The sequence below is a fragment of the Shewanella maritima genome, assembly GCF_004295345.1.
Lineage (GTDB): Bacteria > Pseudomonadota > Gammaproteobacteria > Enterobacterales > Shewanellaceae > Shewanella > Shewanella maritima.
Genome location: NZ_CP036200.1, coordinates 3,310,571 through 3,334,073, shown reverse-complemented (window position 1 = coordinate 3,334,073; position 23,503 = coordinate 3,310,571). Strand labels below are relative to the sequence as shown.

Sequence of the window (23,503 nt, the reverse complement as noted above, 5' to 3'; positions counted from 1 at the left end):
AATCAACTGTCCTTGTGATCAACAAAACTTACCGCAAGCTTCTAATAGTTATAGGTTTATACGTGTTTAAACAATGCCTGCTTTTTTTCGCATACTAGACGATAAAACCAACAAAACCAACAAGTAAACTCACATAGAATTAACAACAAATTGACATCACCGCGTTCATATAAATTTCATGTCAATTCAAGATAAAGCGTAAACACTCACGGTCAATCAATCTACACATGTAACACTCTGTTTTTCATGTGTTTTACAAAATAAAAAGGGTACCTGATATCAGGTACCCTTTGTTTGCATCAGCTAAACTGAGCGAAATTTAACAAATGTTAAAAATTGTACGAAACGCTGGCGCTAAAGGTGCGACCTGCTTCAGTAATATCTTGCAAGGTATCATTGGTTTTATGACCTGCACCATTTATGTACTTAACGTACTCTTTATCTAGCAGGTTGGTGATCGCCAGATTAACTTTAAAGTCTTCAGTAACATTGTAGTTGACCAAGAAATCCATAGTTGCATAGCCAGGAATTTCTACGCTTTCTTCTGGCACTTTAGTCATGCGCGCAGCCCAGTTAACTAATAGCTCTGAGGTAAAGTCGTCATTTTCAAACCTAACGCCTGCGACACCTGATAGCGGTGAGATGCTGGTAATATAATCATCAGTTTGATCATCACGGCCATCGGTATATGCAGCGTTAGCGTACATAGACACGTTGTCGTTTAAGTAGTATTGGCCCGCAAACTCTAAGCCTTTAATAGTGACTGAATCAATATTTTGGTACTGATAAATATTGATATTCATCGGCTGCCCCGTGTATGGGTTAGTGCCCTCTTCAATATCAATCAAAGCCGTTGACAAGAAGTCATCATACTTGGTGTAAAACGCCGCAGCCGTGAAGTAAAAATCTTCTACGTGACCACGTAAACCTAGCTCAAAGGTGTCACTCTTTTCTGGCGACAAGTCATCACTTGGCTTAATTTTGTAGCCGTATAAAGAGTTATCATGATCAAGATACGCAAGATCGTAAGCCGGTACCTTGAACCCTTGACCATACTGAGCAAATAAGTTCATGGTAGGCGCAATACGATATAGCGCACCTAGGTTGAACGACACATTATTTTCGTCAAACTTTTTGTACTCAGTGCCATCTTCTTTAACCGCACCTTTAGGGTCCATTTTGTACATGTCAAAACGCACGCCTGGTGTCACGGTTAATGCACCGTCTAAAAAGCGCATTTCATCATTTACAAATACACCTGCGCGGAATACTTCAGTAGTCGGGAACTTATCTTCTTCTTGCGGATAACCAGGTTTTGGTGTGCCTTCAACTGAGTACAGCTTACTCTCATGGCGCTTCGACTCAGACTGCTCTACATCTAACCCATAACCTAGGGTGTGAGTATCGTTTAATTCAAGGCTGGCATTAGATAAAAAGCCAACTGTGTCTTGCTCGTAAACTGCAGTTTTCCACATATCGCGAATTTCAACGACTGGGTAACCAAAATTTGCATCGATATCTAGCTTGCCGTATTCGGTATCCGTTTGCTCTGTGCTATTACGATAAACCGACACATTTAATTGATCGTAAATCGCTGTAGCATCTGTACTTTGGTAACGCAGCTGCATTGACAGGTTATCTTTCTCGCCAAGACTGTTTTCTTCAAGCACGTCATAGCCATCTAAGGTACGGAAGTAACTTAACAAGCCATAGGCGGTATCGCCTTTTACGTCTTGCTTCCAGCTATCGACAATCAAGCTCAGGTTTTGCTTTTCGTTAATGTTGTATTTGGCTTTGTAAAGAATACTCGTAGAGTCGATATCCAGCGGCGCTTTAGTTTCTTTATAGTTTTGCTGCTCTTCACCTTTACGCACAGTCGCGCTCAGTAAATGCTCGAAATCACCAGTTTTCAGCGCTAAAGTCGTACCCAAGTTATTTTGCTTGGTATTTGAGCTATGGCCAGCTTTGACCTTACCTGCAAAGGTTTCGCCTTCTTCTAGGTAGTCAGATGCATCTTTAGTGGTGAAAACTACAATGCCACCTAGCGCGTCTGAACCATAAAGTGATGATGCTGCGCCTTTGGCTACCTCGACTTGTTTTAAAGTGTCTGTTTCAATAAAACCACGGCCAACAATATCGTTGAGTCCGTCCGCACCATAACCTTCGTTCATGCGCATGCCATCTTTAATCATCAGCACGCGATCACCACCCATACCACGAACAATAATGTTTTGCGCCTGACCAGCTGTACCTGACACCTGCACGCTTGGGTCGTACTTAAACAGCTGACTCATGTCATCAACTACCTGATTTTCAATCTCATCAGCGGTAACTACTGAGATACTGCCCGCAACGTCTTTCAGCGGTTTTTCAGTTCGTGAGCCACTGACGACAATCACTTCAAATTCATTCGCAACATCTGCTGAAGCTGACTCCTGCGCGATGACATTAGGCGCCATTACAAATTGGGCAGCAACTGCGCTAGCAAGTACGGTGCGCGTAAATTTACTCATGTTTTCAATCCCTAATTAACGTTTTTATTTTTAACTGATTTTTAAAAAGCAAAACTCGAGAGCATTGCTCTCGAGCCATAAAAATTTTTCCTAGCTAGTTAAAGTTCTTCATCGAGTGAGTGAACGCTTTAACTTCTACGATCACATTGTTAACAACTCGATTAGCTAGATTGCTTTTTTAGATTACACACTCCAAACAACCCTGTAAACACAAATAAGAATTAATATCATTTGCATTAACCAAATTATTCAATGTATGATCCGCGAGTCTTTTTTCCTGAGGAAGTATTTTTCGTGAGCATACAACTATTAGAAATCACTATGGCTGAAGCAGCTGAGCTGCTGATGGCACCTGTTATCGTTATTATTTGCGCCCTTGTCGTATACGCGTTGTTTATGTTTGGCCGCTTTAGCTCGCAGTATCTGCTGCGCAAAAAAGCGCGTCTTGCCTACACCAAACAAATCGCAGCAGCTGATGTGAACAATGCTAGCGCCCAGCCGGGTTACCCAATCCATAATTACTTTGTTGCGAATCCCAATGCCAGCGAAGATGAGCTTGAAGTCGTGGCACTGAAAGAGCTAGAGAACTTACGCGTAGTTACCCGTATCGCCCCAATGCTTGGACTTATCGCCACCATGATCCCGATGGGCCCAGCTCTGCAAGCCCTTGCCGATGGCAACATTCAAGGGATTAGTGAAAACCTGATCATCGCCTTTGCTGCGGTAATTTGGGGCCTGGTGATTTCTTCTATCACCTTTTGGCCAGCATCAGTGAAAAAGCGCTGGTGTGCTAACGAGTTAATCAATATCCGCAAACTGAAAGGTCAATAGTCATGCGCTTTTTAGATGAAGATGAAGAGCTAAACCCAATCGTCAGTGCGGTGAATCTTGTGGATGTGTTTTTGGTGATCATTGCCGCCTTGCTCATTGCTCTGGCGCAAAACCCACTTAGCGTGTTTTCAGCCGATGATGTCACCGTGGTGAAAAATGCCGGCAAGCCAAACATGGAAGTGATTGTTAAAGAAGGCAAAGAAATTAAGCAGTACAAGTCCACTGGTGACATTGGGTCTGGCGAAGGTATGCGTGCAGGTGTTGCCTACAAGATGGCGGATGGCAGTTTTGTATACGTACCAGAAGGCGGTGGTGAAACTAACGCACAATCTGCAACCCAACAACAACCACAGCCGCAACCTCAGTCACAACAATTAAAATAAGCGAAACCAATCATGTTGAAATATGCATTTGCATTGCTTGTCCTGCTCGCAAGCCAGTTGGCACTTGTTGTGCCAGCACAGGCTAGCGGTAACCCAACTGCTAGCGACAAGCCCAAAGTCTTACTAATGATGTCATCCCACGCATCGAAACCTAAAGGCGATTTACTCACTAAAGTGGCACAAGGCCAGCCTTTTGAGCTTGAAGTCTACTCCCTTAAAAACAAATCTGACGAAGAAGTTGAAGCCGCTTGGGCCAAGGCAGATTTGGTCATGTTAGATGGCATCAACCCTGCGCTATCAAAGTACATGTTTGCCAAATATGAGCCGATAGCCGACAAGCATAGAGTGGCGAGCATTTCACTGGGCGATTTGGCTAACAAAACCATGAACCAAGGCGTTGATGCCAAAATCAGCGCGCAAGTAGCCACATACTACAAAAACGGTGGCAGCCTAAACTACCGCAATATGATGGATTACCTTGCCAGAGCCCAGTTTAAACTCAGCAGTAAAGCGGCCGACGAGCCAGTTAAAGTGCCTAACATTGGTTTATACCACTATGGTTTCAAAGGTTTAGTCACTGACGATGAGCAGGCATTTTTTGATTACCTAGCACCCAAAACGGATCAAGTTGTAATCGCAGTAGGTATTCATCGCAGCATTGTTGACTATGAACAAGCACAAATTGTTGATGAGCTGCTTAAACGCCTTGAAGCAAAAGGCGCTAAAGCCTTTGGTTTCTTCTTTGAAGGTGAAGACAAAGACCTAAATTACACTGACTTACTATCAACCGAGGTTGAGGGCGAAACCATCTCCAGAGTTGATTTACTCATTAACTACCGTTCACTGCATTATGCTGCTAAGCGCCGTCAGGAGTTTGAAAAACTCGGTGTGCCAGTATTGCATGCCCTTAACTACACCGAAGGATCGCAGCAAGAGTTTGAAGACGACAACGCGGGTGTTTCTCCATCGTTAACACCGTTTTTCTTGGTGATGCCAGAAGATACAGGTAGCACCGATCCTACGATCATTGCCGCCAATAACGATGGTGTAAAAACCGTGATCGATTACCAATTAGACGCTCTAGTCGATCGCGCCTTCAATCATGCTCGCCTTGGTCACATCAAACCACAGGACAAAAAAGTCGCAACTTTCATCTGGAATTACCCACCGGGTGAAAAGAATATTGGCGCAGCGTTTTTAGATGTCCCGTCATCAATAGAAAACATTGCTCAAGCTATGCACAGCAAGGGCTACAGCATAGATGTAAAATCAAACAAATGGCTTATAGAATCGGCGGGTAAGCTACTTAGACCTTATTATCGAGGTGAAGATGCCGAAGGTTTAATCAGTCAAGATTTAGCTGAATATTTACCGCTCAGCACTTACTTAAACTGGTTTGATCAACTGCCAGAAAACGTACGCCAACCGATCATCGATCGCTGGGGTAAGCCACAAGACAGTGGCATGTTACGCGATGCTTCGATCGATGGTGAGCAAGTAAAAGCCTTTGTGATCCCGCGAATGAAACTAGGCAATATGATTGTTATGCCACAAGGTGTGCGCGGCGAAGATGAACAAGAGCACGCTAACCTGTATCACGATACTAAGCAGGCCATTAACCACAGTTATCTTGCAATCTATTTATATGCCCGCGAAGTATTTGGTACTGATGCTTATATTCACCTTGGTACCCACGGCAGTCAGGAGTGGTTAAGCGGTAAAGAGCGTGGGCTTTCTGTGTACGATGCGCCAAGCCTGGCTATTGGCAACCTGCCAGTGTTTTACCCATACATTATTGATAATGTCGGTGAAGGCATGCAGGCAAAACGCCGCGGCCGCGCAACTTTGCTCAGCCACTTAACTCCAGGTTTTGCCAAAGCAGGCCTGTATACCGAAGTGGCGGAGCTGTCTGAGAAAATCAACAACTACATGGTGCTGTCAGAGGGGCAAACTCAGCTCAACACTAAAAACGAAATCATCCGCATGGCAGAAAAGCTCAACATGCTCAAAGACCTAAGTCTTGAGAAAGCCGATGTTGAGGCCAACTTTGATGTCAGTGTGGTGAAAATTCAAGATCACCTTAATAACCTAGCGCAACTAGCACAGCCTCTTGGCGTGCATACTTATGGTGAACTCCCCGTTGAAGATCACCTGTACTCAACCATGCTGCAAATGCTCGGTAGCAAGTTCACAAAGCGCGCAGCTGAGTATGAGCAAAAACACAACTTAAGCTTGCCAGAAGCCGAGCAATTTGATGAACGCAACGTGCGTAACCTGCAAGCCCTTGAAGGTTTTCAACTACTCAAAGCTCACATTAACACTCCTGAGAAAATCACCGGCGTGAATGTGCAACTGGCGGCAGATTTAGCGCAAGCAACCGAGTATTGGCACAACTTCCAAAACATTGCCGAGCTTGAAAACTTATTGCTCGCGCTTGATGCGACTTACATTCCAATTAGCTATGGCGGCGACCCAATCCGTAACCCGCAAGCAGCGCCTACTGGTAGAAACTTAATTGGTTTTAACCCAGCAAAAGTCCCTTCAAAAGAGGCTTACGATGCAGGTGTAGAACTGATGAATCAAACCATTGATGCTTATGTTGCTAAGCATGGTAAGTACCCGCAAAAGCTAGCCTTCTCGTTATGGTCTTTGGAAACCATGCGTCATCAAGGCGCACTGGAGGCGCAAATTCTGCACGCGCTGGGCTTAAAACCTGTGTGGGACGAGCAAGGCAATATCACTGATACCGAAATAATCGAATACAGCGAGCTAAAACGCCCACGTATTGATGTGGTGATTTCAGCGACGGGTCTGTACCGTGATGCCTTCCCTAACGTGATGTTATGGCTAGCAAAAGCGATTGATAAAGTCGCCAAAATGAAGGAAGAAAATAACTTCGTATTCCGTAACGCTAACGCCTTAAAGCAAGAGCTGCTAGACAGTGGTAAGAGCGAAGAAGATGCAGATTATCTGTCGTCTATTCGTATCTTCTCCAACGAGACCGGCAACTATGGTACTGGCCTAGCTGATACTTCACTGGCGTCAGATACCTGGGAGACCGACGACAAGCTAGCAAACTTGTACTTAAAACGTATGGGTTACGCCTATGGTCATGACGAGAAACGCTGGAGTGAGCATGTTGCTGACACCTTTGGCGAAGGGCAAACCTTGTATGGCAAGGTGTTATCAGGCACCGAAGGGGTTATCTTTTCGCGCTCAACCAACCTGTATGCGTTAATGACCAATGACGACCCATTCCAGTACTTTGGCGGTATTGGCCTTGCGGTGCGTAACCTAGATGGCAAAACACCTGAAATGTACGTGTCAAACTTGCGTAAAAAAGACAAGCTTAAAACCCAAACGCTGGAAGAATTTGTTAACCACGAAATGCGTAGCCGCTACTTCCACCCTCGTTGGATTAAAGCGATGCAAGACTCAGGTTATGCAGGCGCGACAGCCATTCTAGATCGCATGAACAATATGTGGGGCTGGGAAGTGATGACGCCAGAGGCGATTCGCGACGATCAATGGCAAGAGTTCTTCGAAGTTTATGTTGAAGATAAATACGACATGGATATGCGTGAGTTCTTTGAAGAGCACAACGCGGAATCACTGGCGCAAATTCTTGAACGTATGCTGGAAGCCGTGCGCAAAGGTTACTGGCAGGCAGATGAAGCGACGATTAAGAAAATGGTCGAAACCTACACTGAGCTGGCCACTGAGTTTGACGTTGCCACCAACAACGAAAAGTTCAATGAGTATATGGATACCACAGCCGCAGGGTTTGGTTTAATGCCGCTGTCTCAAGCTTTAGCACAGGCGCTACAACCACCAGCCAACGCACAAGCTGCTCAGCCACAAATGGAGCAAGTAAGTGGTCAAAAGCTTGAAGAGCAAGCGAAAGCAGAGCCTGTTGAGGCTGACTACAAACTGGCTTACCTCATGCTATTAGTATTCGCTCTGGGCTTTATTAGTCATGCACAAAGTGCCCGTAAATTACTGAAATAGATCGAACTTTTGCTTAAATAGGACAGACTTTGATCTAGCTAGGTTTAGCTAAATCAGCAAAGTTAAAGCCCCAATACACTCGTGTATTGGGGCTTTTTAATCGCTAGACAAGCCTTAAATAATAGCTGTTATCTGGTTTAGGATTCTGGCACAGCCCATTTGCCGACCATCTGCGCAGGACGCAGTTAAATCATCCCTGATGGCTTCACCGCCGCATCCCTGCGGCAAAGACCTACTTAAATGGCGCGGCAAATAACTTATCGGCGCGATTTATGGCAAGTTTGATGCAACGTAAACCATTATTAACTTACTAATATATCTACTCTTTGCTACATTTTGTTGCTTGAAGTTAAAGCGATTTGCTCTATCAAGTAAAAGGATTATTACTTTATGACGAGAACACTTTTGGTCTTGCTGTCTATTGTTTGTTTCAACGTAAACGCAAATGCAAAGGAAAGTGTTTGCTATGGCACAACCTCAAATGGACGCTTAGAAAATGGTGTTGAGCTTCCAGCTAAAGGCGACAACTATGTTACCTACAGCTACGCAGCAAGATTAGCTGGGCGAACGTATGTTCATTCAAAAGTGCGTGACGTAATCGTGTCCTCCTATGCGCACTTATATCAGCAGCAACCGAACAAAATATTTAAATACGCAGAAACAGGCTTTGAATCCGGTGGTCGTTTCAGACCACATAAAACCCATCGGAATGGCCTATCTGTAGACTTTATGACCCCGGTAATCGATAACAAGGGGAACTCAGTACATTTACCCACAAACGTCTTTAATAAATTAGGTTATAACATTGAATTCGATGCTAACGATCAATATGACGGTTTAATGATTGATTACGACGCAATGGCTGCTCATATCGTATCTTTACACAAAGCCGCACTAGCGAACGAAATCGAAATTTGGCGGGTGATTTTCGACCCACAATTACAACCTCACCTCTTTAAAACTCGATACGCAAATTACTTAAAGCAACATATCACATTCTCAAAAAAGCGTTCATGGGTGCGCCATGATGAGCACTACCATGTTGACTTTAGCGTTCCTTGTAAAAATTAAGCTAGGTACTTATCACTACAAGACAGCAGTATTATCGAAATTTACAGTACTCTATCCGACTGATTTTAAATGTTATTTCAGCAAAAACGAAATAACGAATCCATCGCAACTTTAGCCATAAACTGATTCACATCAAGCTTTTATCAATAGCTCAAGAACAACGGCTAAAACCCGACCTAGATCAAACAACTCAGATGTTAATTAGATAACAATCAAGTAAGGATTATATGACAGGATAGAATACGATATGTGTACCGACTGTGGCTGTTCCATTACACGCTCTGACAAACATCATCACCATCACGATGACATCAGCAGCAACCCGCAACTCAATGACGAGAAAACCTTATCAGTGATCCACAAGATCCTCGATAAAAACGACGTTCAAGCTAATCACAACCGCGAGCATTTCCAAAAACACAATATCAGTGCCTACAACTTGATGAGTAGCCCTGGTAGCGGTAAAACCACTTTACTTGAACATTTGGTTGATCACTGCAAGCTTAATTACGCCGTTGTTGAAGGCGATTTAGAAACCTCTCGCGACGCAGACCGCCTAAAAGCCAAAGGCATTGAAGCCTTCCAAATTCAAACAGGCTCAGCATGTCACCTCGATGCCTTTATGGTGCACGATGCCCTGCACAATGTTTCTCTTGAAAAAGCTGACATCTGCTTTGTAGAAAACGTCGGAAACCTAGTTTGCCCAGCAAGTTATGATTTAGGTGCGCACAAGAATATCGTTTTACTGTCAGTGCCAGAAGGTGATGACAAAGTTGAAAAGTACCCTGTCATGTTCCGCCGCGCCGATTTAGTGATCATCAGCAAATGCGACCTGCTGCCTTACTTTGACTTTGATGTAGCAGACGCCAAAGCCCATATCCATAAACTCAATCCTGATGCGACGGTATTAGAGGTTTCGACTAAAGAGCCTGAAACCCTAAAAGCTGTTAACCAATGGCTAGAGCAAAACCATCAAGACATCATCAGCGCCAACGCTGAAACTGCGTAACGAGGCCGCTATGTGTTTATCTATTCCATCAAAAATTGTTGAGCTGCATCCAGAAGAAACCAGCATTACCGTTGACACTATGGGCGTTAAGCGCAAAGTGAGCTATCACCTGATTGATGAGCCACTGGCCATTGATGATTATGTATTGATCCACATCGGCTTTGCCATGAACAAAATAGACAAAGCCGAAGCGCTGGAAACGCTTGCTCTATATGACGAAATGGCGCAAAAAATGGAGCCAGAGATCGCAGCACAAAGAGAATCGCTACAACAAGAGGCTATGGCGTCACTAGATACAAAAAGCGAGGTCTAAGCCATGCTTGAGTTAAAACAACTTTATCAGGGCTTTCGTGAGCCAGAAACCATCGCCAGACTCGCAGAGCAAATTAAGCAGCAGGCGGAGTTAGTGAAGCAGCGCGATCCTGCTGAGAAAATCAACATCATGGAAGTGTGTGGTGGTCATACTCACACCATCATGAAGTACGGCCTAAACCAGCTATTGCCAGACAATATTGAGTTTATCCACGGCCCAGGTTGTCCTGTGTGTATCATGCCAAAAGAGCGTATTGATCACGCCATCACCCTCGCCTCACAACCAGATATTATTTTGGTGACCTTAGGCGATATGATCCGCGTACCAGGCTCAAAAGGCTCTCTGGCACAATGTCGCGCAAATGGTCACGACGTGCGCCCAATTTATGACCCGCTCGATACCCTACAAATCGCCAAGGATAACCCAGATAAAAAAGTGGTGTTTTTTGCCATTGGTTTTGAAACTTCAACGCCAATGACTGTGGTGCTGCTTGAACAGGCCGAGAAGTTAGCGATTACTAACCTTTACTTCCACATCAACCACGTATTGGTGCCACCAGCGATTAGCGCAGTAATGGCCGACCCAGCCGTGCGTGTTAACGCCTTTATTGGCCCATCTCACGTGAGCGTTATTCAAGGTAGCGAAATCTACCGCTTTGCCGTCGATAACTACAACACACCAGTAGTCGTAAGTGGTTTTGAGCCAGTGGATGTGATGGAGTCGATTTTACGTATTACCACTCAGCGCGCCAAAGGCGAAGCCGAGCTAGACAATCAATACACCCGTGCAGTTACGCCCGAAGGTAATACTAAGGCGCAAGAGTTAGTAAACACTTACTTGTGTGTGCGCGAAGACTTCCGCTGGCGCGGCCTTGGGCCAATCCCTGAGTCGGCACTGCGCCTTCGCGATGAATATCAGCACCGCGACGCCGAAATCAAGTTTGCAGACATCTTACAACACGAACCAATTGAAGATCATAAAGCTTGTCAATGTGGCGATATTCTCCGTGGTCTATGCAAGCCAAAAGACTGTAAAGTCTTTGCTCGAGGCTGTACCCCAGACTCGCCAATGGGTAGCTGTATGGTCAGCTCAGAGGGCGCATGTAACGCCTACTACCGTTACAGCGGCGTTACCGAAAACGCCTAACGTAGCTGAGCCAATGAAGGAAATATGATGAGCAATAACCCAAAAAAACAAGTCCAGCTAAGCCATGGTGGTGGTGGCAAGGAAATGAATGCCCTGATCCACAAGCTGTTTTTCAAAGCTTTCGACAATGAAATTTTATCCAGCGAAGAAGACGCTGCTGCACTAAATTTAAACGGCCCGACTGCATTCACCACCGACTCTTTCACCGTCGCGCCGTTATTCTTCTCAGGCGGCAATATCGGCAAGCTAGCCGTAGCTGGCACAGTAAACGATCTCGCCATGATGGCGGCTAAACCTGAGTATTTAAGCTGCAGTTTTATCATTGAAGAAGGCTTCGCCATTGACGATTTAAAAACCATCGTTGAGTCAATGGCCAGCGAGCTTGCCAAAAGCGGCGCCAAAGTCGTGTGCGGCGATACCAAGGTGGTACCAAGAGGCTGCGCAGACGGCATTTTCATCAACACCTCAGGTGTTGGCGAAATCCAAAAACAAGGCATTTCAGTTAAAAACATCCAGCCAGGCGATGCGATTATTGTCTCGCGCGATATCGGCCGTCACGGTGCTACCATTTTGATGGCACGTGAAGGCTTAACCCTAGACTCAGAGCTTACCAGCGACTGCGCAACCCTCTGGCCTATGGTTGAGTCTCTACTTAACGCAGATATTCCAGTTCACGCTATGCGCGATGCTACCCGCGGCGGTTTAGCGGCCGTGCTTAACGAGTGGGCAAACGCATCTGATGTTGGCATTACTGTGCAAGAGTCACAGCTACCGATTGCCGATGAAGTAAAAGGCCTATGTGAGCTATATGGCTTTGAAGCCTTTGATTTAGCCAACGAAGGTACCTTTATCATCGCGCTACCTAAAGAGCACGCTGAGCAAGCATTGAACCTTATTCAAGCCCATGAAGATGGCAAAAATGCCGCTATCGTGGGTGAAGTTACCGAGGCGCACAACGGCAAAGTTATTCTTAAAACCCCATGGGGCAGCAGCCGTTACATCGACTTACCACAAGGTGAGTTACTACCAAGGATCTGCTAGTTATGCATGAATACTCAATTGTATTAGCCCTGATTGAGCAATGTGAACAGCACGCGGCTCAGCATCAAGCGGATAGCATTAAACGAGTAAGTATCAAGGTCGGCGTCCTTAGCGGCGTCGAGCCAGACTTGCTTAAAACCGCTTTTGATACCTTTAAAGAAGAGGGTATTTGCAAAGGCGCCGAGTTAGAAATGCATATCCAACCGCTAGTGCTGCATTGTCAGGATTGCGATAGTAAGCAAGAGATCGGTGAGTACAATATCATTTGCCCTAAATGCCAAAGTAGCAATACCCGGGTGTTGGATGGCGAGGATATGTATTTGATGCAGTTGGAAGTTGGACCAAAAGTCGCAGAGCGACTTTAGCTTTTGGGGAATAACTTTTCCCCCCTTAGCCCCAAGTTATATTGTTTTCCAAACTTCGTTTGGATTAAAGTCGTGGGATTTCATCCCACACCCAAGTTTGGTTGTTAGTAGCAATTTCATTGCAGATTCACAAATTATAATGACTTCGTCATTAAAGCCTATAAGTTTCTGTGTAGTGGCCAATTTAACTTGACCGCTACAAAGATATAGATATCTATCAGATAAGGCTTCAAAGGGTATTAATAGAATTAACGCGACAACACTACAAACACTACAAACAGGGAATTAGAACGGAATATCGTCATCCCAAACATCACTTGAAAACTTTGACTCTTGCCCTTGATTCGCAGGCACAGAGGCTGCTGCAGAACTTGTTTGATTAAAATTTGTTGGCTGGTTTACGCTTGTTGCCTGATTATAGTTGTAATCAGGCTCGCTTGGCTGAGACTGAGCAGTTTGAGATGGTTGTGCCGCTGAAAGCTTCCACACCTGTAATGCATTAAAACACCGCTCAGGCTTACCAGCTGGTTGCCACAAGCGCCCAGTTAAGTTGAACATCACTTGTAATTCATCACCAATATTAAATTGGTCAAGCAAGCTACAGTTATCCTTAATGAGCTCTAAGGCAATATAGTTAGGGTAAGCACTATTTTCATCTGGGCCCGTGGCTTTTAATACAAATTCGCGCTTAGTAAAACCGTTGTTACCATAGGTAGTGGTCTCCCCCATGCTATGGATAATACCAGTCATTTCATAACTTTTTGACATATTGCTTTGCTCTTGTGTAATCAACTAATGAGACTTCTCGCCACTGCATTTTATGCATGGTGGCGCAAATAAACTAGCAACAGATCTTAACACGCTAACGTCAATATGCTGAGAGCAAAAATCAATAAAAGTAATAAATAGAGTTACCTCTATTTATTAATCAGCACTAACCAAAAAACTCGGCCATGCATGAATGAATTTAAACTTAAAACCGACTCCTTATGGCTAAAGCACCTCAACCTCTTCTTGCTCAATCCGGCTCACATGACTGTATACACACGCCCTACCTGGGCGGCAAAATCCTGCAAGGGTGAGGTTATTCGCCTCGGCCAATTTCACTGCCATTTCGGTGGCGGCGGAAATCGCCATTAACACCTCAATGCCAGCAAGTAAGGTCTTTTGCACCATCTCGTAACTGGCGCGGCTAGTCACCAATATTGCGCCGCCGCTTAACTGATGCTTGCAGATATAGCCAATCAATTTATCTAACGCGATATGACGGCCAACATCCTCATAAATCGCCACCAATTCGCCTTCTGGCGATAAATACGCGGCGGCGTGGGTTGCGCCTGTAAGCTGATTGAGCGCTTGATGCTCACGCAATTGCTCTAGGGCGCCATCAATCTTGGCGACATTTAAAGTGAGGTTAAAACCCAGTGGGGTGACGGGTTTAGCAAAGCGGTCAAGACTTTCTGTACCGCAAATGCCGCAGCCAGTGCGGCCTGTCATATTGCGTTTTAAATCTTTCAGTTTGTGCAAGCAGCGATTGGCAAGTTCAACATGCAGCTCAATGCCGTTGCAACTTGGCACCACCTCAATATCGTGAATATCTTGATAACTATCGATAATCCCTTCGGTAAGCGAAAAACCAACAGCAAGCTCTTCTAAGTCGTTATTGGTGCACATAAGCACCACGTGGGATACGCCGTTATAAATCAGTGCGACAGGGGTTTCGACCACCAGCATGTCTTGGGCTTGTTGGCAGTGACAGTCGCGATATTGGTGGACTTGACTGCGCTGGGCGACATCGCAGCAATTATCTGCGGCGTGATTGTGTTGCTTGGCATTTACCGCCTTAACCTTGGGGCTGGCACTTCGTTCAACGACTTCATTCATTTGCATAGTGTTGCCTATTTATATCGAAACTTGTGTCAATTCTTGAGTCAGGGTTGGCGGCAGTTTCGCAATCAATAGGCCAGTCAGTTGAAGCTCGTCAGCTGGCAAAACTCTTGGAAGAGATCCCTAGACGCTGCATGCGCGACAGTAAGGTGGTGCGTTTAAGCCCAAGCTTAATAGCTGCGCCCTTAGGGCCGGCTACAATGCCATTTGTCTCTTTCAAGATTGCGATAATTTGCTCGCGCTCTAAATCTTGTTCTTCTTGAGCAGCTTTTTCATCCTGCTCCATAGATGCATCAGCTTTTGGTTTAAGTACCTGCTCATGGCCACTGGGCAATAGTGCTTTTAGTTCACTGATTGGTATGCTCAGCACCTTGCCTTGGGTGGTAATCACCGCTCGCTCAATCACATTTCTCAGCTCCCGAATATTGCCGTACCAGGGCAGCAGAGCTAGTAGCCTCAGGGTTTCAGCCGGAATAGACGTAATCGTCTTATTCATCTTGGTAGCAATTTCGTTCACAAAGTGCTTTGCAAGTAAGCCGATGTCATCACGACGCTCTCGCAGCGGAGGCAGCACAATTGGGAACACGTTCAAGCGATAATAAAGATCGGAACGGAACTCCTTGTTGTTAACCATCTCTAACAAGTCACAGTTAGTGGCGGCGATTAAACGAGCGTCAACCGGAATTAACTGATGTTTACCAACCCGCTCAAACTCGCCTTCTTGTAATACCCGCAGCAGCTTTGGCTGCAAATCAAGTGGCATATCGCCAACTTCATCTAAAAAGAAAGTGCCCTGGTCAGCCATTTCAAAGCGACCGATCCGCTGAGTTAATGCCCCGGTAAATGCACCCTTTTCATGACCAAATAAATCACTTTCAAACAGGCCTGCTGGTACCGATGCACAGTTCATCTTCACCATAGGTTTCGCTTTGCGTGCACTGAGTTGATGTACAGCCCTGGCAATTAACTCTTTACCTGTACCGGTTTCACCTAAAATCAGCACGGTACAATCGCTTTGCGCCACCATTTTTACTTTTGCTAGCACTTCAGCCATGGCCTGAGACTGACAAACAATGTCGCTAAACTCACTCTGCTCGCCAATGTCTTCAGACACAACAGGCTCATTTAGTTGAGCCGTTTGCGCAAATTCAGCATTCAAATGGAAGTTGTTCAACCCCATGGCTGCCCGCGCTCCAACCTGTTGCAGCAGGTCCAAATCACAGTGCTTAAAGTAATCTTTGTCCTTATGGCAAAACTTTAGTGCACCCCAAATATGACCTCTAAATAGCAGAGGAATTACGCAGGCCGAATTCAAATTATGAGCAATGATATGCTCGCAAAACTTGTATTTAAGCTGATAACTTTGTAATTGCTCTTTACATATAAGCAGCGGCTTTTTTGTGTTAAATACAATTTCAGCCGGTGTTTCAAAAATTTTTATTCTACGAATATTAAGGTCAGTACCAAGTGAGTTAGATTTACTGGTCAGTGCCTGTAAGCTATTTACTTTATATACATCGTGACAAACTAACTCTTGCTGCTCATGATCAATGGACATCAAACTCAAGTGCTCGATACCAAAATGCTTTTTCATATGCGACTGCAGCGTTTTTGCTAGACCTTGTAAGCTGTCTTGGCTTAATACCGCATTGGTAATATCAACTAATACTTCGCAGCTCTTTTTTTCTTCTCTTAATTGCTTTTCTTTTGTTTTAGATTTTTCTTTATTAAGCACATTACCAATACCAATACTGATAATGTTGGCTAGCTGCCTTAATTTACTAACAACTAGACTATTAAACTCATCAACCTGATTGCTTTGGAACTCAGCCCAACCAACCACTCGCCTATCAACAAGCAAGGGAATACGACAATAACTTGAAAAATTTAAGTATTTCCTCTCTCCCGCTAGCAAGGGATAACTGTGTTCAAATTGCTCAGCGCTCATAATGGCTAAGCCTGGTTCATCGTCGAAGTCGAGTATTTCGTAGTTTTTATGGGTACAGACTTCGCCGTTGATGTAGTTATATTCACTGTAGCAATCGCTATTAATCTCATTGAGCGTGCGCAGCACTACGTGAATTCGGCTTACATTGACAAATTTGAATTGATATTTATTAACAATCGAAACTAACTGTTGCACATCTGTCGCCAGTAATACTTCTTGGGCAACATCAATAAATATCGGCTCCCACTTAGTGGAAATTTCATCCATCAAAGGTGTCATTTTCAGCATGTGCTCATCTCTCGAGTTTTATCTTTATAATTATCTAATATGATTATATTTAGACGTTAAAAATTCTCAGTGATAGAGATCGAACATTGCTAACTTTTAAGCAGCTGTAATAGTAATATTCCTCACTTTCTAACTTGGACTAAAAAATATTATTTCATCTATTTAATAGTCAGGTTATGCCTGACAGGTTTTACGCTGTCAGGCAAGCTAATGCGTAACAAAGTCAGCCGATTTTCGAGCTAAATAATGACCTGAATGTTTGGCCTAGTTAGGTATTGGTTTGTCACCCAACTAGGCCAAGTTTTAGCTCGTCATTATGGCAAACTGTTAGTGACTAGCTCACAGCCTCAGCCGTACCTTGAGCTGCTTTTTTGAGCTTAGACTTCAGTGCGCTGTATTCAGACTTCACATAGTTTTCAGCCCATGCTTGATCCTCAATGCCTTCAATCTTCACCGCACAGTACTTGTACTCAGGAGTAAACGACACGGGGTCAAGGTGCTCAATGGTTAGCTCGTTGCATGCACCAATCCACCATTGGTAAGTCATATACACTGCGCCCATGTTAACGCGATCGTTAATGGCAACACGGGTAATAACTTTACCGCGGCGAGATGAAATCCAAACCAACTGCTGGTCACGCAATCCCAGCGCACGGGCATCATCTGGATGAATTTGCACATAGCCTGGTTCATCAGCAAGGGTTTGTAGTGCGCTACAGTTACCTGTCATTGAGCGACAAGAGTAGTGGCCCACTTCACGTACTGTCGATAGTACTAGCGGATACTCATGATCTGGTTGCTCAAGTGGCGCGCGCCATTCAGTGGCGAATAGCTGTGCTTTGCCATTTGGCGTGGTGAACTTACCACCTTCAAACAGGTAAGAAGTACCAGGATGGTCTTCAGTTGGGCAAGGCCATTGCACCGACTTCAAGCCTTCCATTTTCTCGTAGGTTGCACCGGCAAACAGTGGCGCTAGACTACGAATTTCATCCCAAATTTCTTTGGTATTGTTGTACTTCATTGGGTAACCCATTGCGGTCGCCATGCGACAGAAGATTTCCCAGTCGTGTAATACACCTTCAGGCGGATTAACTGCGGCAAAGCTGCGTTGGAAGCCACGGTCAGCACTTGAGTAGACACACTCGTGCTCACCCCAACTGGTTGATGGGAAGATTACATCAGCCATTTCAGCGGTTTGCGTCATGAAGATATCTTGAACAATCACCAGCTCCATGCCGCGGATTGTTTCACGTAAGTGGGCTAAATCTGCTTCTGTTTGCGCTGGGTCTTCACCAAAGATGTAATAAGCACGGCAGCTGCCGTCTTTCACACGATGGCCAAGGGTAGTGAGCGTATATCCTGGGTTTGGCGATAGCTGTACGCCCCAAGCTTGCTCGAACTTCTCACGTACGGCGTCATCGTTCACAGCCTGATAGCCTGGGTAAACGTTAGGTAGCATACCCATGTCACAGGTACCTTGTACGTTGTTTTGACCACGCACTGGACCGCAACCTACACCCGGGCGACCAAAGTTACCGGTAATTGCTGCAATTGAAGCAATACCTTTAACTACGTCAACCGCTTGACCGAACTGAGTGACCCCCATACCCCATAGGATCATAGACTCTGATGCTTCAGCATAAGTGCGGATCGCTTTGCGGATTTCGTCAGCTGTGACACCTGTGATTGATTCAACATACTCTGGGGTATATTTCTTCACGGTTTCGCAGTACTGCTCGAAGTTGTCAGTGTTTTCAGCCACGAATTCAGGTTTGTATAGGCCTTCTTCAATCAACACGTTAGCAAACGCATTGATGATAGCCATGTTCGAACCATTTTTAAGCTGGATCCATTGGTCTGCGATACGCGCGGTTTCAATCTTACGCGGGTCACATACAATGATCTTAGCGCCATTGGCTTTCGCTTTAAGGATATGTTTAGCAACGATTGGATGTGAGTCCGCAGCGTTGTAACCAAAAATTAGTAAGCATTTTGTTTTTTCAATCTCGGTGATGGCATTACTCATAGCACCGTTACCAACTGTTGTTACCAGACCGGCAACTGAAGGGGCGTGTCACACCCTAGCACAGTGGTCGACATTGTTCGTACCGATAACGGCACGAGCAAACTTCTGCATTACAAAGTTAGCTTCATTACCAGGTCCGCGAGCAGAGCCGGTAGTCATGATCGCATCTGGACCATATTGCTTTTTGATTTTGCTTAGCTTGTCACTAGCAAACTTGATAGCTTCATCCCAAGAAACCGCTTCTAAGTCTGCATCTTTAGTGCGGCGGATCATTGGGCTTTTTAGGCGTGGGGTCAGTAAATTAGTATCATTTAAGAAGTCCCAACCATAGTAACCTTTTAAGCAAAGCTCACCTTGGTTAGTCCGGCCATCAGCTGGCTCGGCACCTACTAGCTTACCGTTTTCGGTAATGAGGTTTAATTTACACCCGGTACCACAATACGGGCACACCGTCAGGGTTTTCTTCATCTCTACACTCCGTTATTTCAAAACAAGAAAGTTTTAGAAATCACTCCAGTCATCACGCTGGTACGCCAGCTAAGGCAGCGACTGCTGCTTGCTTACGTTTATCTTGTTTGATTTGGTCCATGTCTTGCGGCTCGATAAGACGAATCGCGTTAGTTGGACAAACTTCAACACAAGCAGGGCCTTTATCACGCGTGCCACAAAGGTCACACTTCAGTGCTTGAGCCTTGATGGTATTCATCTTAAATAGCTCTGAAGGTCCTTGTTGCTCAACCGGGAATGCCACGACATTCATCGCACCATATGGGCAAGCAACAGAACATGTTTTGCAGCCAATACAGCGCGACTGAATAACATGTACTTGACCATTTTCACGGTAAATAGCATTGTTTGGACAAACCTGCTCACAGGGTGCATCTTCACATTGACGGCACATGATGGGTGTCGTCACGTCACCATTTCTCACCAAGTTAAGCCTTGGATAGAATTTGCTTGGATCAAGCGACTCTATCTTGCTTACCTCTTGATGAGATAAAACGCAGGCCACCTCACAGGTTCGGCATCCGATACACTGATTGGGGTCTGCAAACACAAATCGATTCATAAGTGATTCCTTCTTCAATCGATCAACCTAAAGTTAAATCTATGGCTTAAGTAGACCTAACCACTAACACGACAATTTGACAGTTCAGCTTGTCACTAAACACGGCAAGCCGAAGTTATAGTTGTTGTATATATCTGCTGTTTTAATTTCAGATACTGGTATAAAGCAGGATGTATACCAGTTGGAATGAAATCGATTAAATTTCGATTTAGATGATTAATTTCAAACACTTAAACGCACGTAATTAGTAAGAGGTTACTAATTTACAGGCAGTTTTGTCGGTGTCGACACCCAGCTTCGACATTGGCGTCGACACCAGTGTCGTCAGATCACATTTTTGGGTTCATGGGGAATTCCCATGATTGAATTTTTGATTGGGTTTGATTGCAGCGGTTTCGCTAGACCTACCAATCTTCGTTTTAGTTTGCGTTTGATGACTTTGTCATTTGCAACCAAGGGGCGTTGAAAGAGTACCAAGCTGCGCTTGGTGAAAAGTCGTGGGATTTCATCCCACACCCGACCAAGAGGGAGTCAACAGCAACTCCCTTGCCGCTCCGGCGAAATTTTTGAAAAGCGAAAATTTCCAACGGAGTATTATCGAGCGTCTGACTTCGCTTGTAGCCTGCTTCGCTCCATTAAAAAACACCTAACGCTTCCGATGGGGCGTCCCTTCCCTCGAAAGCTAGTCAGCCATCCATGGCTGAACTCACGGTATTTTTTAATTCCACTCTGGTGGTATGAAGACTCCTAAGAAAGCAATGACCCTTGATTAGAAATTTTTGTACAAGTGTCGCTGCAGGATACATGGGTCTCCGTTGGAAGTGCCCGAATGCCTAGAGCTAATTGACGTGATGGAGGCAGGACGCCGACATAGCCTCAGGTGAGCCATGGATGGCGAATATGAGGCGGTAGTCAATTCGCTCTTTTGGCATGAGGATTAGCACTTCGCCGGAGCGTTGCGGGTTTCCAAAGGGGAACAAACGCTTTTCCCCTTTGGTCGGGTGTGGGTGGAAAACCCACGACTTTGAGCAACGGCACGTTGCAAAATGACAAAGTCATTTAAATCTATGAAGCCAAAATGAAGTTTTAACTTACTATCAAGCTCGGGTGTGGGATGAAGTCCCACGACGTTGAGCAACCGCAGGTTGCAAATGACGCAATCATTAAAATACCAATCCAAACTAAGTTTGGCGACACTCTCAACCAACTGGCAAGTTACCAAAAAAAGTGACGAGCCCTCGCGAAAGAACCCGTCACAAACCTCAAACTATTGCTCGCTAAAGTAAGCGAGCTCTAGCGAACTAGTGGTAGCAAAGAACCACTAAATCACCGCGTAGCCACCATTACCTTGCCAATTAGGCAAACGTTGGTATAGGTCGCCAACGGCGTCTTCTACCATCTCTGTCATTGGGAACGAGAACGCAACAATCGCTGGTTGTACGCCCACAAATAACACTTCAGGTACAAAGGTTTTTAAATCTTCAATTAAGAAGTTCAGCGGCAAACTGTGTGTCGACATAATAAACATATCGGCAATGGCATCTGGGTCAATCACCCTCACCTCACCTGCTTGCTCACCAATTTCTGCCGCATCAAATACAATCACCCGTTCAGGGGCAAGTTGACGAACCTTGTACACGCAATTTTCAGGTGCGCTGCCGCCGTCAATTACCGCCCAATCTTCGATTGGATTTTTGAGCATCAGCTCTGCCAGTAAAGGGCCTGCGCCATCGTCGCCCATCATGCTGTTACCTACTGCTAACAACACGTTTTTGACTTTCGCTGGCGCATCTTGATTAATGTCAGTCATCACTATCTCTCCCTAATCATCATGTACATATCAGGCTCGCGGTATATCGCACCTAGCGCCTTAATAAAATCACGGCTCAATGTTTGATACTCGTCTGTTTGCTGCTCTATGGCAGCTTCAAACGCATTAGCCAATATATGAATATGCTCTGGAAAGATGGTAATTTCGCCAAAGGTGAAAAAACCTTCCATCTTACGCCTTGCCGTACTGCCTCTGGCAAATATTCAAGCCAAGTTTGATATTGACTGCGTGAGCAAGTAACCACTGCTTTTAAGCAATCTACGACCCTAAGTGGTGACCAATGGCTAGGCCATAATAAATCACCGATTTGGCTTCTTCCGGCACATCTGTTTGTTCGTCGACAAACTTGCGACTTAAAGCGTAAAACAGCACCTTGTCTGACATAGGCAATTACCCTTGATTTACGGCGACAGCTTCGCCCATTGATGCAGGTTGCCCCATACGATTTAACACAGCGCGATTAATGCTAGTGATAATCTCGGTTAAACGTGGGTCTTCTTTTTCGTCGAGATAAGCCTTGATTTTGGCATCGACATTGGATGGATCTGCACTGGCAAGTACAGTCATAAACTCATCAGCAATTTGGGCACCATAACGGTAACCAGCAAAGCGGCGGGCTTCACGTTCAATCAAGGTTTTGATCTCAAGTGGAATGCCTGTGTGCTTCAAGGTCACGACTTCGCCTTCACGCTCATCATGGTGTTTTGCTTTAAGTTTTTGGTCTAACAAACCAAGCGCCACTGCAAAGCCATAAATGGTTGCCGCTGGCGTTGGTGGACAACCTGGAATGTACACATCCACAGGAATGATCTTGTCAGTGCCGCCCCATACGCAGTAAAGGTCATGGAAGATACCGCCGTCATTACCACAGGCGCCGTAGGACACCACAATTTTAGGATCTGGCGCCGCTTCATAAGCGCGCAGTGCAGGCATACGCATTGAGCGCGTTACCGCCCCTGTGTATAGCAAGATGTCGGCATGACGCGGTGATGCCACAACCTTGATACCAAAGCGCTCAGCATCAAACACTGGCGTGATGGCAGCAAAGATTTCAATTTCACAGGCGTTACAACCACCGCAGTCAACTCGGTATACATACGCTGAGCGTTTAATGTCTTTAAGCAAGGTGCCTTTTAGTTTTGCAGCTTGTTCATCAATCTCGACTGGTACCGCTTGGGTGTGGTCATTGCCAACGATTTTCTTAATACCCTTCATTGACGACCTCCTGTTTCAAGGCATTGCCCTGCATCAGTCCGTCACCTTCAAGCATATTGGCTTTACGACGACAATCTGGGCAGGTGTTAAGTTGTTTAGCGCGAATATCAATTTGCTCTTGGTCGAGACCGGATTGAATTAGCAAATCAAGGGCATATTGCACCGCTTTTTTTGGCGCAAATGGCGTTTCGCACTCTTGGCAATGGGCTAATTTAAATACGGCTTGCTCGTATAAATCGGCTTTGTTGGCTACCGCCAGTTCAAAGTCTTGCGACAGTTTAATTGCACCAGTTGGACAAACCTCCTCACAGCGGCCGCAGTAGATGCAGCGCGCGAGGTTGAGTTGCCAACGACGTGAGTCGTCGGCTTCTTTGGTTTCCATAATCAGCGCATTGGCTGGGCAGGCGCGAGTACAAGCCGCGCAGGCAATGCACTGCTCTGGCTCGTACTCAGGACGACCACGAAAGTCGTCACTGGTTTCATAAGGAGCAAAGGGGTATTTAGTGGTCGACTCACCCGCTTTAGCAATCGTTTTAAATAATTTAAACATGGTGTCTCC

At 45.3% G+C, this 23,503-nt stretch carries 20 protein-coding genes; 9 read left to right on the top strand and 11 right to left on the bottom strand.

Features of this window, described 5'->3' with window-relative positions; all coding sequences use genetic code 11:
• Nucleotides 1–329: 329 nt before the first annotated feature.
• Complete coding sequence (locus EXU30_RS14220) at nucleotides 330–2,513, bottom strand: TonB-dependent hemoglobin/transferrin/lactoferrin family receptor (protein ID WP_130601111.1); 2,184 nt, start codon at nucleotides 2,511–2,513, stop codon at nucleotides 330–332.
• 294 nt (nucleotides 2,514–2,807) lie between these two features.
• Between EXU30_RS14220 and EXU30_RS14215 the strand changes: the two genes are divergently transcribed.
• The 9 genes from EXU30_RS14215 (at nucleotide 2,808) to hypA (ending at nucleotide 12,680) form a co-directional block, all read left to right on the top strand.
• On the top strand, nucleotides 2,808–3,344 hold the full coding sequence (locus tag EXU30_RS14215) for a MotA/TolQ/ExbB proton channel family protein (RefSeq protein ID WP_130601109.1): 537 nt from the start codon (nucleotides 2,808–2,810) through the stop codon (nucleotides 3,342–3,344).
• Nucleotides 3,345–3,346: 2 nt separating this feature from the next.
• Nucleotides 3,347–3,727 (top strand): DUF2149 domain-containing protein, encoded by a 381-nt coding sequence (locus tag EXU30_RS14210; RefSeq protein ID WP_130601107.1) that lies wholly within the window; start codon nucleotides 3,347–3,349, stop codon nucleotides 3,725–3,727.
• A gap of 12 nt (nucleotides 3,728–3,739) precedes the next feature.
• Entirely contained in the window at nucleotides 3,740–7,735 is a 3,996-nt protein-coding gene (gene cobN / locus EXU30_RS14205; RefSeq protein ID WP_130601105.1) for a cobaltochelatase subunit CobN, read from the top strand.
• A 390-nt stretch (nucleotides 7,736–8,125) separates the two neighbouring features.
• Nucleotides 8,126–8,806, top strand: coding sequence for a penicillin-insensitive murein endopeptidase (locus tag EXU30_RS14200; protein ID WP_130601103.1), 681 nt, complete (start codon nucleotides 8,126–8,128; stop codon nucleotides 8,804–8,806).
• A 247-nt stretch (nucleotides 8,807–9,053) separates the two neighbouring features.
• Nucleotides 9,054–9,815, top strand: a complete 762-nt coding sequence (gene hypB, locus EXU30_RS14195) for a hydrogenase nickel incorporation protein HypB (RefSeq protein WP_130601101.1) — start codon at nucleotides 9,054–9,056, stop codon at nucleotides 9,813–9,815.
• A 10-nt stretch (nucleotides 9,816–9,825) separates the two neighbouring features.
• The gene (locus EXU30_RS14190) at nucleotides 9,826–10,128 is read left to right on the top strand and encodes a HypC/HybG/HupF family hydrogenase formation chaperone (protein WP_130601099.1); all 303 of its coding nucleotides are present in this window, start codon (nucleotides 9,826–9,828) and stop codon (nucleotides 10,126–10,128) included.
• A gap of 3 nt (nucleotides 10,129–10,131) precedes the next feature.
• Nucleotides 10,132–11,274 (top strand): hydrogenase formation protein HypD, encoded by a 1,143-nt coding sequence (gene hypD, locus EXU30_RS14185; protein WP_130601097.1) that lies wholly within the window; start codon nucleotides 10,132–10,134, stop codon nucleotides 11,272–11,274.
• A 24-nt stretch (nucleotides 11,275–11,298) separates the two neighbouring features.
• Nucleotides 11,299–12,315, top strand: coding sequence for a hydrogenase expression/formation protein HypE (gene hypE / locus EXU30_RS14180; protein ID WP_423213346.1), 1,017 nt, complete (start codon nucleotides 11,299–11,301; stop codon nucleotides 12,313–12,315).
• A 2-nt stretch (nucleotides 12,316–12,317) separates the two neighbouring features.
• Complete coding sequence (gene hypA, locus EXU30_RS14175) at nucleotides 12,318–12,680, top strand: hydrogenase/urease nickel incorporation protein HypA (protein ID WP_130601093.1); 363 nt, start codon at nucleotides 12,318–12,320, stop codon at nucleotides 12,678–12,680.
• A gap of 285 nt (nucleotides 12,681–12,965) precedes the next feature.
• On the opposite strand, the gene EXU30_RS14170 is transcribed toward hypA, so the two are convergent.
• The 10 genes from EXU30_RS14170 to hyfH all read right to left on the bottom strand — a co-directional run bounded on the left by EXU30_RS14170 (nucleotide 12,966) and on the right by hyfH (nucleotide 23,494).
• Complete coding sequence (locus EXU30_RS14170) at nucleotides 12,966–13,448, bottom strand: DUF3127 domain-containing protein (protein ID WP_130601091.1); 483 nt, start codon at nucleotides 13,446–13,448, stop codon at nucleotides 12,966–12,968.
• Between the two features lie 225 nt (nucleotides 13,449–13,673).
• Nucleotides 13,674–14,570, bottom strand: a complete 897-nt coding sequence (gene fdhD, locus EXU30_RS14165) for a formate dehydrogenase accessory sulfurtransferase FdhD (RefSeq protein ID WP_207234071.1) — start codon at nucleotides 14,568–14,570, stop codon at nucleotides 13,674–13,676.
• A 91-nt stretch (nucleotides 14,571–14,661) separates the two neighbouring features.
• Complete coding sequence (locus tag EXU30_RS14160) at nucleotides 14,662–16,803, bottom strand: sigma 54-interacting transcriptional regulator (RefSeq protein ID WP_130601089.1); 2,142 nt, start codon at nucleotides 16,801–16,803, stop codon at nucleotides 14,662–14,664.
• Nucleotides 16,804–17,137: 334 nt separating this feature from the next.
• Nucleotides 17,138–19,297, bottom strand: a complete 2,160-nt coding sequence (fdhF, locus tag EXU30_RS14155; RefSeq protein WP_130601087.1) for a formate dehydrogenase subunit alpha — start codon at nucleotides 19,295–19,297, stop codon at nucleotides 17,138–17,140.
• Nucleotides 19,298–19,349: 52 nt separating this feature from the next.
• Nucleotides 19,350–19,898: a 4Fe-4S dicluster domain-containing protein gene (locus EXU30_RS14150; RefSeq protein ID WP_130601085.1), complete on the bottom strand. Its 549-nt coding sequence runs from the start codon at nucleotides 19,896–19,898 to the stop codon at nucleotides 19,350–19,352.
• Between the two features lie 1,321 nt (nucleotides 19,899–21,219).
• Nucleotides 21,220–21,708 (bottom strand): hydrogenase maturation peptidase HycI, encoded by a 489-nt coding sequence (hycI, locus tag EXU30_RS14145; protein WP_130601083.1) that lies wholly within the window; start codon nucleotides 21,706–21,708, stop codon nucleotides 21,220–21,222.
• A 2-nt stretch (nucleotides 21,709–21,710) separates the two neighbouring features.
• Nucleotides 21,711–21,899: a formate hydrogenlyase maturation HycH family protein gene (locus tag EXU30_RS20810; protein ID WP_278044716.1), complete on the bottom strand. Its 189-nt coding sequence runs from the start codon at nucleotides 21,897–21,899 to the stop codon at nucleotides 21,711–21,713.
• A gap of 88 nt (nucleotides 21,900–21,987) precedes the next feature.
• Entirely contained in the window at nucleotides 21,988–22,113 is a 126-nt protein-coding gene (locus EXU30_RS20805) for a formate hydrogenlyase maturation HycH family protein (protein ID WP_278044715.1), read from the bottom strand.
• 6 nt (nucleotides 22,114–22,119) lie between these two features.
• Nucleotides 22,120–22,944, bottom strand: coding sequence for an NADH-quinone oxidoreductase subunit B family protein (locus tag EXU30_RS20915; RefSeq protein ID WP_130601081.1), 825 nt, complete (start codon nucleotides 22,942–22,944; stop codon nucleotides 22,120–22,122).
• On the bottom strand, nucleotides 22,931–23,494 hold the full coding sequence (gene hyfH / locus EXU30_RS14130; protein ID WP_130601079.1) for a hydrogenase 4 subunit H: 564 nt from the start codon (nucleotides 23,492–23,494) through the stop codon (nucleotides 22,931–22,933). The genes EXU30_RS20915 and hyfH overlap by 14 nt, the downstream gene beginning before the upstream one ends.
• Between the last annotated feature and the right edge of the window lie 9 nt (nucleotides 23,495–23,503).